The sequence below is a fragment of the Pseudomonas sp. FA-1 genome (genome assembly GCF_056856075.1).
The window spans coordinates 76,527-90,032 of the sequence record NZ_JBWXTH010000008.1 but is presented as its reverse complement, the minus strand read 5'-3'; the positions used below and the strand labels follow the sequence as shown (position 1 = coordinate 90,032).

The 13,506-nt window shown below is 62.4% G+C and carries 14 protein-coding genes and 1 tRNA gene; 12 read left to right on the top strand and 3 right to left on the bottom strand.

What is annotated here, in order from left to right:
* Nucleotides 1-49: 49 nt before the first annotated feature.
* The 10 genes from AC1MHZ_RS15745 to AC1MHZ_RS15700 all read left to right on the top strand — a co-directional run bounded on the left by AC1MHZ_RS15745 (nucleotide 50) and on the right by AC1MHZ_RS15700 (nucleotide 6,833).
* On the top strand, nucleotides 50-745 hold the full coding sequence (locus tag AC1MHZ_RS15745) for an ABC transporter permease (RefSeq protein WP_084856420.1): 696 nt from the start codon (nucleotides 50-52) through the stop codon (nucleotides 743-745).
* Nucleotides 742-1,431, top strand: coding sequence for an ABC transporter permease (locus tag AC1MHZ_RS15740; protein ID WP_084856422.1), 690 nt, complete (start codon nucleotides 742-744; stop codon nucleotides 1,429-1,431). Before AC1MHZ_RS15745 ends, AC1MHZ_RS15740 begins: the two co-directional genes overlap by 4 nt.
* Before the next feature lie 68 nt (nucleotides 1,432-1,499).
* Nucleotides 1,500-2,735 (top strand): methyltransferase, encoded by a 1,236-nt coding sequence (locus AC1MHZ_RS15735; RefSeq protein WP_465001643.1) that lies wholly within the window; start codon nucleotides 1,500-1,502, stop codon nucleotides 2,733-2,735.
* Between the two features lie 368 nt (nucleotides 2,736-3,103).
* Nucleotides 3,104-3,685 (top strand): hypothetical protein, encoded by a 582-nt coding sequence (locus AC1MHZ_RS15730; RefSeq protein ID WP_324816064.1) that lies wholly within the window; start codon nucleotides 3,104-3,106, stop codon nucleotides 3,683-3,685.
* A gap of 9 nt (nucleotides 3,686-3,694) precedes the next feature.
* Nucleotides 3,695-3,901 (top strand): helix-turn-helix domain-containing protein, encoded by a 207-nt coding sequence (locus AC1MHZ_RS15725; protein WP_043211003.1) that lies wholly within the window; start codon nucleotides 3,695-3,697, stop codon nucleotides 3,899-3,901.
* Between the two features lie 18 nt (nucleotides 3,902-3,919).
* Entirely contained in the window at nucleotides 3,920-4,300 is a 381-nt protein-coding gene (locus tag AC1MHZ_RS15720; protein WP_253249328.1) for a hypothetical protein, read from the top strand.
* A 22-nt stretch (nucleotides 4,301-4,322) separates the two neighbouring features.
* A complete protein-coding gene (locus tag AC1MHZ_RS15715) occupies nucleotides 4,323-4,571 on the top strand; it encodes a hypothetical protein (protein WP_084856427.1) in 249 nt (82 codons plus the stop codon).
* Nucleotides 4,572-4,658: 87 nt separating this feature from the next.
* Nucleotides 4,659-4,734, top strand: a tRNA-Thr gene (locus AC1MHZ_RS15710).
* A gap of 128 nt (nucleotides 4,735-4,862) precedes the next feature.
* Entirely contained in the window at nucleotides 4,863-5,084 is a 222-nt protein-coding gene (locus tag AC1MHZ_RS15705; RefSeq protein WP_084856493.1) for a DUF3079 domain-containing protein, read from the top strand.
* Nucleotides 5,085-5,447: 363 nt separating this feature from the next.
* Complete coding sequence (locus AC1MHZ_RS15700; RefSeq protein WP_482966597.1) at nucleotides 5,448-6,833, top strand: flavin-containing monooxygenase; 1,386 nt, start codon at nucleotides 5,448-5,450, stop codon at nucleotides 6,831-6,833.
* A gap of 39 nt (nucleotides 6,834-6,872) precedes the next feature.
* Here the strand turns inward: AC1MHZ_RS15700 and AC1MHZ_RS15695 are convergent, their stop codons facing one another.
* Nucleotides 6,873-7,280 (bottom strand): type II toxin-antitoxin system HicB family antitoxin, encoded by a 408-nt coding sequence (locus AC1MHZ_RS15695; protein ID WP_480461745.1) that lies wholly within the window; start codon nucleotides 7,278-7,280, stop codon nucleotides 6,873-6,875.
* Nucleotides 7,281-7,298: 18 nt separating this feature from the next.
* On the bottom strand, nucleotides 7,299-7,475 hold the full coding sequence (locus AC1MHZ_RS15690; protein ID WP_482966596.1) for a type II toxin-antitoxin system HicA family toxin: 177 nt from the start codon (nucleotides 7,473-7,475) through the stop codon (nucleotides 7,299-7,301).
* Nucleotides 7,476-7,762: 287 nt separating this feature from the next.
* Here AC1MHZ_RS15690 and AC1MHZ_RS15685 point away from each other — a divergent pair, with 287 nt between their 5' ends.
* A complete protein-coding gene (locus tag AC1MHZ_RS15685) occupies nucleotides 7,763-9,427 on the top strand; it encodes an FMN-binding glutamate synthase family protein (protein WP_482966595.1) in 1,665 nt (554 codons plus the stop codon).
* Nucleotides 9,428-9,560: 133 nt separating this feature from the next.
* Here AC1MHZ_RS15685 and AC1MHZ_RS15680 read toward each other — a convergent pair whose 3' ends face one another.
* Nucleotides 9,561-10,868, bottom strand: a complete 1,308-nt coding sequence (locus AC1MHZ_RS15680) for an OprD family porin (RefSeq protein ID WP_224457622.1) — start codon at nucleotides 10,866-10,868, stop codon at nucleotides 9,561-9,563.
* A gap of 498 nt (nucleotides 10,869-11,366) precedes the next feature.
* On the opposite strand from AC1MHZ_RS15680, the gene AC1MHZ_RS15675 reads away from it, so the two are divergent.
* On the top strand, nucleotides 11,367-13,454 hold the full coding sequence (locus tag AC1MHZ_RS15675) for a TonB-dependent receptor (protein ID WP_480461740.1): 2,088 nt from the start codon (nucleotides 11,367-11,369) through the stop codon (nucleotides 13,452-13,454).
* The last annotated feature ends 52 nt before the right edge of the window (nucleotides 13,455-13,506 follow it).

Genomic DNA, 13,506 nt, shown 5'->3' with positions numbered 1-13,506 from the left:
CCGACCGGTGCCGCCCTGCGCGGTGCCGGTCCCTTGAACGCAGCTACCCATGAATATCGACCTGCACGGATTCGGTCCGGCCCTGGCGGCTGGCACCCTGATGACCGTAAAACTGGCGCTTTGCGCCCTGCTGCTGGGGCTGGTCCTGGGCCTGCTCGGCGCCCTGGCCAAGACGTCCCCGGTCAAGCCGCTGCAATGGCTTGGCAGCACCTACTCGACCCTGGTTCGCGGCGTACCCGAGCTGCTCTGGGTCCTGCTCATCTATTTCGGCACCGTCGGGCTGATGAACAGCCTCGGCGAAGCCCTGAACATGCCTGGCCTGGAGCTCAGCGCCTTTGCCGCGGGCGTGATCGCCCTCGGGCTGTGCTTCGGCGCCTACGCCACGGAAGTGTTCCGGGGCGCCATCCTGGCCATCCCCAAGGGGCACCGTGAAGCCGGCCTGGCCCTGGGCCTGTCCAAGGGCCGCATCCTGTCGCGGATCATCCTGCCGCAGATGTGGCGTGTCGCCCTGCCTGGCCTGGGCAACCTGTTCATGATCCTGATGAAGGACACCGCGCTGGTGTCGGTGATCGGCCTGGAAGAGATCATGCGCCACGCGCAGATCGGCGTGACCGTGACCAAGGAGCCGTTCACCTTCTACATGGTCGCTGCCTGCATCTACCTGTGCCTGACCATCGTGGCCATGACCGGCATGCACTTCCTGGAAAAACGCGCCGCTCGCGGCTTCGTGAGGGCCGAACAATGAACTGGGAAGTCATCATCAAGTGGCTGCCACGCCTGGCCCAAGGCGCCACGCTCACGCTGGAGCTGGTAGCCATCGCCGTGATCGCCGGCCTGATCCTGGCCATCCCGCTGGGTATCGCCCGCTCCTCGCGGCACTGGTACGTACGCGCCCTGCCCTTCGGCTACATCTTCTTCTTCCGCGGCACCCCGCTGCTGGTGCAGCTGTTCCTGGTGTACTACGGCCTGGCGCAATTCGACCTGGTACGTACCAGTTCGCTGTGGCCGTACCTGCGCGATCCGTTCTGGTGCACCGTGCTGACCATGACCCTGCACACGGCCGCCTACATCGCCGAGATCCTGCGTGGCGCACTGCAGGCCATCCCGAAAGGCGAGATTGAGGCCGCCCGAGCGCTGGGGATGTCGCGGGGCAAGACGCTGTTCTACATCATGCTGCCGCGTGCCGCACGCATCGGCCTGCCGGCCTACAGCAACGAGGTGATCCTGATGCTCAAGGCCAGTGCCCTGGCCAGTACCGTCACCTTGCTGGAACTGACCGGCATGGCGCGGACCATCATTGCCCGTACCTACCTGCCGGTGGAGATCTTCTTCGCCGCCGGGGTGTTCTACCTGGTCATTTCCTTCGTGCTGGTCCAAGGCTTCAAGGTGTTGGAGCGCTGGTTGCGCGTGGACGCCTGCCAAGGGCGATGAGAACGATCCCACATCCATGACGAAGGGCCGCACAGCGGCCCTTTTTCGATTTGCGCTCCGGTGCTCCCATGAACACACCTCCCTTCCTGCAAGCCGACCAACTCCTCGAACGCTTTCACGCCCTGGACCGCTTCCTGGTCGAGCACCAGCACCTCTGGCACCCACGTCCCTTCACCCAGCTTCGCCTGGCCTGGGAGGTCGAGCACCCCGAACTCTCCACCTGGCTTCGCCAGCGCTCCCTGGAAGACGCCGAGGCCTTCCAGCACCACCCCGAACAGCTCCCGGCGCCCGCCCCGTTTCCCCAGCTCGCCGAGCAAGCCAGGCGCCTGGCCGCCATCGGCGAGCTGCCCGATGCCGGCCTGCCTGCGGCCGGGCATCGCCTGGACGTGCATGTGCCTGGCCGCAAATGGCAGCAGATCGAAGCCTTCAGCCGCCGATTGACGTTCCGCGAGCGCACCCACCAATGGCTGGACTGGTGCTCCGGCAAAGGCCACCTGGGCCGTCGCCTGCTTCAGCCAGGGCAACACCTGACCTGCCTGGAATACGACGCCACGCTGGTCGCCGCCGGCCAGGCGCTGAGCGACCATCACCAGCTGCCGGCCACCCATGTGCAACAGGACGTACTGGCCGATAGCAGTGCCGACCAGCTGCAAGCACACCAGAGCGTGATCGCCCTGCATGCCTGCGGCGAGCTGCATGTGCGCCTCCTGCAGCTCGCCAGCCAGAAAGGCTGCCGCCAATTGGCCATAGCGCCCTGCTGCTACAACCGCATCCACGGCGAGCATTACCAGCCGTTATCCACAGCCGCCCAGGCCTCGAAACTGCGACTGGATGTGGCCGACCTCGGCCTGCCCTTGAACGAAGCCGTCACCTCGAGCCTGCGCGTACGGCGCCAACGGGACATGTCCATGGCCCGGCGCCTGGGCTTCGACCTGCTGCAACGCGAGCAGCGCCAGCGCGATGAATACTTGTCCACACCATCGCTTCCAACCGCGTGGCTGGAAAAGCCATTCGCAGGCTACTGCCGTGACCTGGCCGAACTCAGGGGCGTGCACATCGATGGCGAGCCGAACTGGGGGGCGCTGGAGGCTGCCGGCTGGCAACGCCTGGCCGAGGTGCGCAACCTGGAGCTGGTGCGCAACCTGTTCCGCCGGCCGCTGGAACTGTGGCTGGTGCTCGACCGCGCCCTGCTGCTCCAGGACCATGGGTATTCCGTGCGCCTCGGCACCTTCTGCGACTACCCCCTGACGCCCCGCAACCTGTTGCTGCTGGCCGAACGCGACGAGCCTCCGCAGCCCGCCTGAAACCTGTGGATAACTCTGTGAACAAGCTTGTGATGAAGATCACTAAATCTTGGATCCAATGGCTATTTCAGGTTATCTGCTTATTCCGCCAGATGAACCAAAACCAGTAAAAACAGGCCTTTGCGCAAAGACCAACGGTCCGCACCGGTGGCATGCCTTTCGCTCGTCCGTGGCATTACGCTTGTGCATAAAGGTTCCAGCATCTGTGTGAACCGAGTGTTTCCGGCCTATCTGAACGGACCCTTTCAATCACAGCCAACCTGTTGCGGCAAAACGCCGCGACATCAATTTAACAGCAACAAATTATTGTGCTGCGATAATTTTTCGCGAATAATCCGTCCCGTTCATCACCTGTACGGAGGCATCCCATGAACAACAGCAGATCCGTGGCCTATGCCCGCTCACGCTTGCGCACCATCGGCGCGTTCGCCGCTTTCCTGGCCTGGGCCACCGCCGCGGTGGAATTCTTCGGCACGCCGCTGCTCTGGGTATTCGACTACCCTGATACCGTCACCGCCTACCTGCAAACCCACGGCATCAACATGCCCCTGCTGCTGGAAGACGGCTACCAGCCCTCGCAACTGGCCATGGGCCTGGTGCTGGCCCTGGCAATGATTCCCGCCGCTCTGTCGGCATTCGCCCTGCTCCTGACCGGGCTGTTCTTCATGCGTCTATCCAAGGGCCACACCTGGAGCCCGGAAAACATCAAGATGCTGTGGTGGGTCGGCCTGATCTGCATCGGTACACCGCTGCTGTGGCCGGTGATCGACACCTTGCAGGGCCTGGCCCTGGCCATCGACCTGCCGGCCGGGGAGCGCACATTCGTGGTGTCTATCGGTGTATCATCCGAGGCCGTCTACGAGATCATGAAGGGCATCCTGCTGTGCGCCTTCTCGCTGGTCATGCGTGACGCCAAGATCATCAGCGATGAACACAACTGTTATGTCTAGCCGCCCTCTATGCCGATAATCATCCGCCTCGACGTCGTCATGGCCAGGAACAAGATCCGTTCCAAGGACCTGGCGGAAATCATCGGCATAACGGAAGCGAACCTGTCACTGCTGAAGAACGGCAAGATCAAGGGTTTCAAGATCGAAACCCTGGAGAAGCTGTGCCGCGCGCTGAACTGCCAACCCGGCGACCTGCTGGAGTTCAGCGAAGAATGATCAAGGACCGTTACACCCGTGGACACCCCAGAAAAACGCCTCGCCACCATGATGCTGGCGGGCCTGTTGCTCGGCGGCTGCGGCCCCTCCTATACCTATAGGTACTCGCCACCGCCCAGCGCCCATGGCATCCAGTGCATCAACAGCTGCCAGATGGAACGCAACCACTGCAAGCAAATGGCCCGCCTGGAGGAAAACAGCCAGCGCGCCCTGTACCAGGCCGAGTTGCGCAGCTACCAGTATTGCCAGGACAGCAAGACCAAGAAGGACGCCCGTCACAGATGCCACTACCCAAGCTACCCGTACTCGAGCGGCGCAAGCTACAGTTGCGACCGCGACTACGACAGCTGCTACCTGGCCTGCGGCGGCACCATCCAGCGCATATTGAACACAGACTGACCCACCTACGGACTTTGCCCACGTGACCCAAGCCAAGCCCCTTGCCCTGTTCACCCTCGCCCTGGTCCTGACCGGCTGCGCCGGCAACACCTACTCGCCCAACACCCCATCCCTGGGCTGGGAAACCCCCGGCATGCAACTGGGCGGCGACCGCGGCCTGCCCCTGCGCGTCGACACCCCCTGCCGCAAGCGCGGTTGCGACAACGACAAGCTGTTCTTCAACCCCGCTACGCCCGAGCCGAGCGTCAACAGCATCCACCGTGGCTGGTAGGAAAATTCTCCTTTGCCGGGGACAACGTAAGCTATTGGAAGGAATAGGTTTACAGCCGCCAACCGATCGCTATAATGACGCCCCATTGCCGGTATAGCTCAGCTGGTAGAGCAACTGACTTGTAATCAGTAGGTCCCGGGTTCGATTCCTGGTGCCGGCACCATACGCAGTACTCAAAAGGCTCACCGAAAGGTGGGCCTTTTTTGTTTCTCCCCGTTGACGCCAATCAACGCCCCCTTTCCCCCACCGCCTAGCCTCTGAAGCTATCCACAGCCAAACGAAGGGCGGCACATGGCCAAGAAATTCCCCCTAAACCCCAGCCACCCCGAACGCATCTGCTGGGGCTGCGACCTGTACTGCCCGGCCAAGGCACTGGCCTGTGGCAACGGTTCGGAGCGGACCCAACACCCGGCAGAGTTGTTCGGTGAAGACTGGAACCACGAGGTTACAGCGTCTGAATCACAGGCAAGCGAGATACCGTCGTTCTCTTGCGCGAACAATGACAAACCTTGAAATGCTTTCCTTCGATGCGTTATAGCTAAAAAGGCATCCATAAAGAAAAGAGGCATTACAAGCCCCCATGTACGAGATCACACGTATCTATCGGTCCCATGGCCCGCTTGCCGGTTTGCTCGGCAAGGCCACCGGGCCCTTCCCTGCCGTTGTCCGCTCCACCCTCGGCTGTTCTCCACTTTCGACATTGTTCCACACCCTGTCGATCCCGCCTCGGGACATGCTGCTGGCGCACAAGCGCAAGCGCCCCGTGCCTCCGCCTGCCTGCTGACACCTGAAGCCTTCGCCCATCCACAGCCCTAGGCCCATGCCATTCGGGGTTGGGGAGGTCTTGCCTTTGATTTGTGTTAACAGGACATCTTCATGACTATTCGTGTCGCCATCATCGGCGCCGGCCCGTCTGGCCTGGCGCAACTGCGTGCTTTCCAATCCGCCCATGCCCAGGGCGCACCCATGCTCGAGATCGTCTGCTTCGAGAAGCAGGCCGACTGGGGTGGCATGTGGAACTACACCTGGCGTACTGGCCTGGACGAGCACGGCGAGCCGGTTCACGGCAGCATGTATCGCTACCTCTGGTCGAACGGGCCGAAGGAATGCCTGGAGTTCGCCGACTACAGCTTCGATGAGCATTTCGGCCGGCCTATTTCGTCCTACCCGCCTCGCGAAGTGCTGTGGGATTACATCCAGGGTCGGGTGAAAAAAGCCGATGTGCGCCAGTACATCCGCTTCAACACCGTGGTCAAGGCGGTGCGCTTCGATGCCGAGCGCCGTACCTTCACTGTTACCGCCCACGACTATGCCGCCGGCCAGGGCATCGAGCAGGAATTCGACTACGTGGTCGTGGCCAGTGGGCATTTCTCGACGCCGAATGTGCCGTCGTTCCCGGGCTTCGAGCGGTTCTCGGGGCGCATCCTGCATGCTCACGATTTCCGCGATGCGTTGGAGTTCGCCGGTAAGGATGTGCTGATCGTCGGCAGCAGCTATTCGGCCGAGGACATCGGCTCGCAGTGCTACAAGTACGGCGCTCGCTCGATCACCAGTGCCTACCGCACGCAGCCCATGGGCTACCAATGGCCCAAAGGCTGGGAGGAGCGGCCGCAACTGCAACGCGTCGAGGGTGATGTGGCATATTTCGCCGACGGCTCCAGCAAGCGGGTGGATGCGATCATCCTGTGCACCGGCTACCAGCACCACTTCCCATTCCTGCCCGACGAGTTGACCCTGCGCACCAACAATCGCCTGTGGCCGCTGGGCCTGTACCAGGGCGTGGTGTGGGAGGCCAACCCGCAGTTGATGTACCTGGGCATGCAGGACCTGTGGTACAGCTTCAACCTGTTCGACGCCCAGGCCTGGTTCGCCCGCGACGTGATGCTCGGCCGCATCCGCCTGCCCGACCACGCCACCATGCAGGCCGACAGCGCCCGCTGGCGCGCCGAGGAGGAGGCCTTGGAAAGCACTGCGTCGATGTATGAATTCCAGGGCCGGCATATCCAGCACCTGATCAGCCAGACCGACTACCCAAGCTTCGACATCGATGCAGTCAACCGCATCTTCCTCAAATGGAAGAACGACAAGAAGCACGACATCATGGGTTACCGCGACCGCTCCTACCGCTCGGTGATGACCGGCACCGCCGCCGTGCCCCATCACACGCGCTGGCTGCAGGCGCTGGACGACTCGCTGGAGGAATACCTGCGCGAGACTGCCGAGCCGGGTGACGTCCGCGCCCTGAGGCCGGACAAGGGCTGAATCCAACTCGGCTGCTGCAGGGCAACGAGGTGCCGCGCCTCACTGCCCCTGCAGCACCTTGAGCGCGGCCTCGGCCAGGAACCCCGAACGGCTTTTCTGTTCGGGGTGGTTCTTCACGTAGGCATCGATCCGGTTCAGCAGATAGGCCGGCAAGGTGATATTGAGTTTTTCCGCCTTGCCCAGGTAACGGGTGATATCGATGTCGACCAGTGCCCAGGTACAACCGGCAAAGGCTGGGTTGGCCGCGTGCACGGTGACCTTGCTGGCCTTGGGGATTTCCTGTTCATCCTGCGCGAGCAATTCCAGGTGCCCCTCGATGGCCTCGCGGGCCATGGCCATGGCGTCGTCCAGATCCTCACCTGCCGAGAAGCAACCCGGTATATCCGGTACCTCGACGCCCCAGGCATGGCTGTCGTCGCCGGGGAAGATCGCGATAGGGAAAAGCATGTGCGTAAATCTCCTGGTTCAGCTGGTGTACCTGATCTGCGCTTGGCGAAGCACGCTGGCGATCGTGGCCGGCAGCAGGTCCTTCTTGGGATGAGGAATCGTCACCAAGCCTTTCTTGCAGGAATGCTTGAAGTGGTGGTGGCTCCCCCGGCTTCGCACCAGGTACCAACCGTCGGCTTCTATGAGTGAAATCAATTCACGGCTGTTTACGACCTTTCCTTGGCCAGCCGAACGGTGGTTATTATAACCACCGATACGGAGTTATCAACACCATACCCACCATGAAGCGGGCTGCTCCAGGGCAAGTATGCCGAGCGCTTCGGCTCCATGGCCGAAAGAAGTGATACACGATCTTGCCGTCGACCTGGCATCTCCGGCGCTCTGCTTCACGGGTCAGGTAACAGTCTTTTACCGAACCCCCTGGTTTTCCCCGCGCGGCCTTTGCCTATCCTAGGTCGGGTCATCCCGTCAGCGATGGACCCATGAAACACGCATTCTCCACCCGCTACGCTTGCCTGGCTGCCTGCCTGCTGTTCACCTTCGCCAGCCTTCCATTCCTCGCCCAGCACGCCTGGATCTGGCCGTTCACGCTGGTAACGGCGCTGCTCAGCCTGGTCGGTCTCAACGACCTGCGCCAGAGCCACCACGCGGTGCGGCGCAACTACCCGATCCTGGGCAATATCCGCTACCTGATCGAGACCATCCGCCCGGAAATCCGCCAGTACCTGATCGAAGGCGACGACGACAAACTGCCCTTCTCTCGGTCACAACGTTCGCTGGTGTATGCCCGGGCCAAGAATGAAAGCGCGGAAAAGGCCTTCGGTACACTCAACGATGCCTACAAGCCTGGCTTCGAGTTCATCAGCCATTCGATGCTGCCGGTGGCAACCCCGGACCCAGCCTCGTTTCGCATCGCCATCGGCGGCCCGCAGTGCCGGCTGCCTTATTCGGCGTCGATCTTCAACATCTCGGCCATGAGCTTCGGGGCCCTGAGCGCCAACGCCATCGGGGCCTTGAACAAAGGCGCACGCCTGGGCCGATTCGCCCATGACACCGGCGAGGGCAGCATCAGCCCCTATCACCGGGCGCATGGTGGCGACCTGATCTGGGAGATCGGCAGCGGCTACTTCGGCTGCCGTACCGAAGAGGGCCGCTTCGACCCGGCGCGCTTCGCCGAGCAGGCGCGCGACCCGCAGGTGAAGATGATCGAGATTAAGCTCAGCCAAGGCGCCAAGCCGGGCCATGGCGGCATTCTGCCGGGGCACAAGGTCAGCCCGGAGATTGCCGCCACCCGGGGCGTTCGGGTCGGCGAGGACTGTATTTCGCCTGCCGCCCACAGCGCCTTCCGCACGCCGGTGGAGCTGTTGCAGTTCATCGATCGCCTGCGCGAACTGTCCGGCGGCAAGCCGGTGGGCTTCAAGTTCTGTCTGGGCCACCCCTGGGAGTTCATGGGGATCGCCAAGGCCATGCTGGCCACCGGCATCACCCCGGACTTCATCGTCGTCGATGGCAAGGAAGGTGGCACGGGCGCAGCGCCCAGGGAGTTCAGCGACAACATGGGCGTGCCGATGCGCGAAGGGCTGATGTTCGTGCACAACACCCTGGTGGGCCTGAACCTGCGTGATCGCATTCGCATCGGCGCGGCGGGCAAGATCGTCAGCGCCTTCGACATCGCCAGCGTGCTGGCCATCGGCGCGGACTGGGTCAATTCTGCCCGCGGCTTCATGTTCGCCATCGGCTGCATCCAGTCGCAGAGCTGCCACACCAACAAGTGCCCCACCGGGGTCGCCACCCAGGACCCGCTGCGCCAGCGCGCGCTGGTGGTGCCGGAGAAGGCCGAGCGGGTGGCCAGCTTTCATCGCAACACCTTGCATGCCCTGGCCGAGATGCTTGCGGCGGCGGGCCTCGAGCACCCGTCGGAGCTCAAGCCCAAGCACCTGGCGCGCCGTATCAGCCCCAGCCAGATCAGCCTGTTTTCCGAGCTGCATCAGTTTCTCAAACCGGGCGAGTTGCTCAGTGGCTCGATCGAGAGCGAGTTCTATGGGCGGATGTGGCGGATGGCGCGTAGTGACAGTTTTGCACCGCAAGCGGGAGAAGCGGCGCCGATAGCGGCTATGACACGCCGTGAGGAAACGACTCCCGCATAAGGGCCGCTGCGCGCCCCAATCGCGGGACAAGCCCGCTCCCAAAAAAACTGCGCAAGCGCTTAGGTTCCTGTGGGATTAGAAACTCAAAAAGAAAAGCCCCGGACGAGCCGGGGCTTTCGAGACACCCTCAGGATCAGAAGATGCTGATCGGGTACTCGACGAATACGCGGACTTCGTTGCCGTCGTCGTTGTAGCCGTTCTGGCGAACTGCGGTATTGGTGCGTACGAAGGAGCTACGCAGCTTGACCGACAGGTCCTTGGCCGGGCCTTCCTGGACGACGTAGCGGATCTGGTTGAAGATCTCGCGTTCCTTGCCCTCGCCGAAGCCCTGCGGGTTGGCCGCGTTGCGGGTGTTGATGTTGTCACCCACTACATAGGCGACCTTGTAGGTCAGGCCTGGGATACCGAAGGCACCGAAGTCCAGGCCGTAGCCCAACTGCCAGGAGCGTTCGTCCTCGGCGTTGAAGTCGGACCAGTAGGAGTTGGCCAGGTAGATGGTCGAACCACCGTCACCCACGCCACCACGGTTCTGGTACCAGCCGTAGTTGTAGCCAGTGTCACCGGTGCTGCGCTGGTGCGCCAGGGTGATCGAGTGAGGGCCGAAGGCGTAGGTGGCAGCGAGGCTCCAGATGGTGTTGGAGTCGCCGTTCAGGCCGGCGGCACGTACATATTTGTTGTCGATGTCCGACTTGTAGCCGTTGAAGTCCAGAGTCAGGGACTGGTCGGCCGCGATCGGGAAGACGTAGTTCAGGCCCAGGTAGTGCTTCTTCATCACATCTTCGTTGTCGGCGGTGTACAGCGCCGCGGTGAAGTTGTCGGTGAACTTGTAGCTACCGCCGAACACATTGATCGACTTCAGGCCACCGCTGTCACGGCCCTCGGCGCTCTTGCGCGCTTCCTGGGTGAAGCGACCGGCGTTCAGCTCCAGGCCCTTGATCTCCTTGGACGTGATCAGGGTGCCGGTGAAGCTCTCTGGCAGCAGGCGGGCGTCGTCGTATTGCAGCACGGGCAGGGCCGGCATCTGGTCACCGTACTTGAGCACGGTGTTGGAAACACGGAACTTCACTGCCGCGCCGCCACGGGCGAGGTTGTGCGGAGAGTTGGTCGGTGCGGTGTCGCTCGGCTTGAAGAAGTCGACGCCAGCGCCACCATTGTGGCCCTTGCCGCCGTCCAGGCGGATGGCGTACAGGCCGAAGGCATCGACGCCCACGCCCACGGTGCCCTGGGTGAAGCCGGAGTTGAAGGTGCCGATGAAGGCCTGGCCCCACTCGATCTGGTCGTCGGTGCCATGCTTCTTGTCGCGATTGATGTAAGCGTTGCGCAGAAGGACGTTGGCGTGGCTGTCCTCGATGAAGCCCTTGCTTTCGGCCTGCTCGTTGGCCTGGGCCTGGGTCGCGGCGATCATCGCCAGTGCGACCAGGCTGATCCTGGTTTTCAACATCTTGTTTTCCTTATTTCTTAATCAAAAACGCTCTGCAATTTGACGCCAGGAACCAACGCCCCTTCGTAGGTTCGACGCTATGCGGATCCAAACTGAAAGGCCCGCCATGGTCGGGAGCGGGCCTTGTCCAGCAGCATGGCCAAGTCATGGCCAGCAGGCGTTGACCGAATCCTATCTGCCCCTGCTTCGGAATGTCAAAAAATCGTGAAATACAATTTGTTATAACGAAATTCCTGTCTTCATCAGAGCAGTTCCAGACAGATCCAAGCGGCTTTAGGAATTTTCCTCTATCGATGAAGGCGCGACGATGCAAGCTATTTCGCACATGGAATATCTGCATCCGCCGTCTTCCCAAAGTAGGAAAGGGCATCGACACGGGCATTTTTTACAAAATGAAACACATGTAAAGACATATCCTGACAAATATCTGGGCAATTGCTAATCACTCGCATTAACATCCGCACCCTTTTTTCATTGACCTTGTTCGCGGATGTACCCATGTTCGTTCCTTGTCACCTTTCACGCCTGACCCTGGGCTTGTCGCTGATCTGCGGCGCAGGTCTGGCCAGCGCCGCTACCACTGTCCTGCCGGAACTGTCGGTCACCGCCGACCGCGAGCGGGAAGAGGACAACCCGCAGGTTCGCGAAGTCAGCACCGCCACGCGCACCTCGACCCCGGTACGCGACGTGCCCCAGGCCATCGACACGGTGAAGACCCGCAACAGCCTGGACTACGGCCACGACAGCCTGGGCAAGGCGCTCGAAGGTATTCCCAACGTCAGCAGCGGCGCCGACACCCGCTTCGACAGCCTGCGCATCCGCGGCTTCGACGCCAGCAATGACTTCTACCTGGACGGTGTGCGCGACGACAGCCAGTACGTGCGCGACCTGCATAACATCGAACGGGTCGAGGTGCTCAAGGGTCCCGCCGCGGTGCTCTATGGCCGCGGCAGCCAGGGCGGTATCGTCAACCGGGTGAGCAAGGCGCCGGAGCATGGCCGCCGCTCGAGCATCGAAGCCCAAGGCGGCAGCCAAGACCTGCGCAGCCTGTATGCCGACCTCAGCGCCGACCCGACCGATACCCTCAGCCTGCGCCTGAACCTGGGCAACCAGGACAACAACAGTTTCCGCGACGGCATCGACGGCAGCCGCCAATTGTTCGCACCGTCCATGAGCTGGCAGCTGACGCCCGAGCTGAACTGGCTGGTGCAATACGAGTACAGCCGCTACAACCGCACGCCCGACCGAGGCATCCCCGGCAATCCATTGACCGGCCGGCCCGCCGATGTCAGCCGCCACACCACCTATGGCGATACCCAGCGCGATTACATCGACGACCGTGCGCAGACGCTGCGCTCGCGCCTGAACTACGCACTCAGCGATCAGTGGCAACTGCGCCACACGCTGAGCCTGTTCACTCTGGAAAGCGACTTCGACAACACCTACCAGACCGCCTACAACCCCAGCACCGGCCTGGTCAGCCGCCAGCGCTGGCAGCAGGACCTGAGCACCCGCAACCTGTTCAACACCGTAGAGCTGGAAGGCCACGTGCACACCTACGGGCTCGAACACACGTTGCTGGTAGGCCTGGAAGTGGGCGAGCAGCGGCGCAATTCGCTGCTGCATTCGGGCGTCGGCGTTCCCGCGGTGCCGTTGTCCGGCGCTACCGGCGGGCACCAGCACAGCGGTGCGATGAAGGTTTTCAGCGACAACCATACCGATGTGCAAAGCGCCGGCCTGTACCTGCAGGACCAGGTCCGCCTGAACGACCAATGGCAACTGCTCGCCGGCGTGCGCTTCGACCGCTTCGAAGTCGAAACCACCAGCAAGCTGAAGAACCTCACCGAGAAGCAGGAAAGTACCAGCACCAGCCCTCGCCTGGGCGTGGTCTATTCGCCCTGGCGCGACCACTCCTTCTATGCCTCCTGGAGCAAGACCTTCTCGCCGGTCGGCGGCGGCCTGATCGGCATCACGCCCGGTGCGCCCGGCAACGGCAACGATGCGGGCCCAGAGCTGACCCGGCAGAAGGAGATCGGGGTCAAGAGCGACTGGTTCGATGAACGCCTGAGCACCACCCTGGCCCTCTATGAACTGGAGCTGTACAACCGCCGCACCCGCGACCCGAACAACCCGGACCTTATCCAGCTCAGCGGCCTGCAACGCTCGCGCGGCATCGAGCTGACTGCCATGGGCAACCTGGTCGGCAACTGGTATGTGCGCGGTGGCATCGGCTTGCAGGATGCGACCATCGTCAAGGACAACAACGGCCAGCAAGGCAATCGCATCAATGATGTGGCCAAACGCAACGGTAGCCTGTTCGTCACCTGGAAGCCCGAGCTTGGCTGGTACGCTGAGACCGGCCTGACACTGGTGGGCGAGCGCTATGCCGACACCCAGAACACCGTCATGATGCCGGGGTATGGCCGCTGGGATGCCCTGGCCGGCTATCGGACCCGTGATTGGGATGTGCGGGCGGCCTTGAGCAACATCACCGACAAGACCTACTACAGTTCGGCGACCAGTGCCGGGCAGATCCAGTTCGGTGATCCGCGCAGCCTGGTGGTGACGGGGACCTACACGTTCTGATGAGGGGCTTTGGGGGCGCTGTGCGCCCCATCGCGGGGCAAGCCCGCTCCCA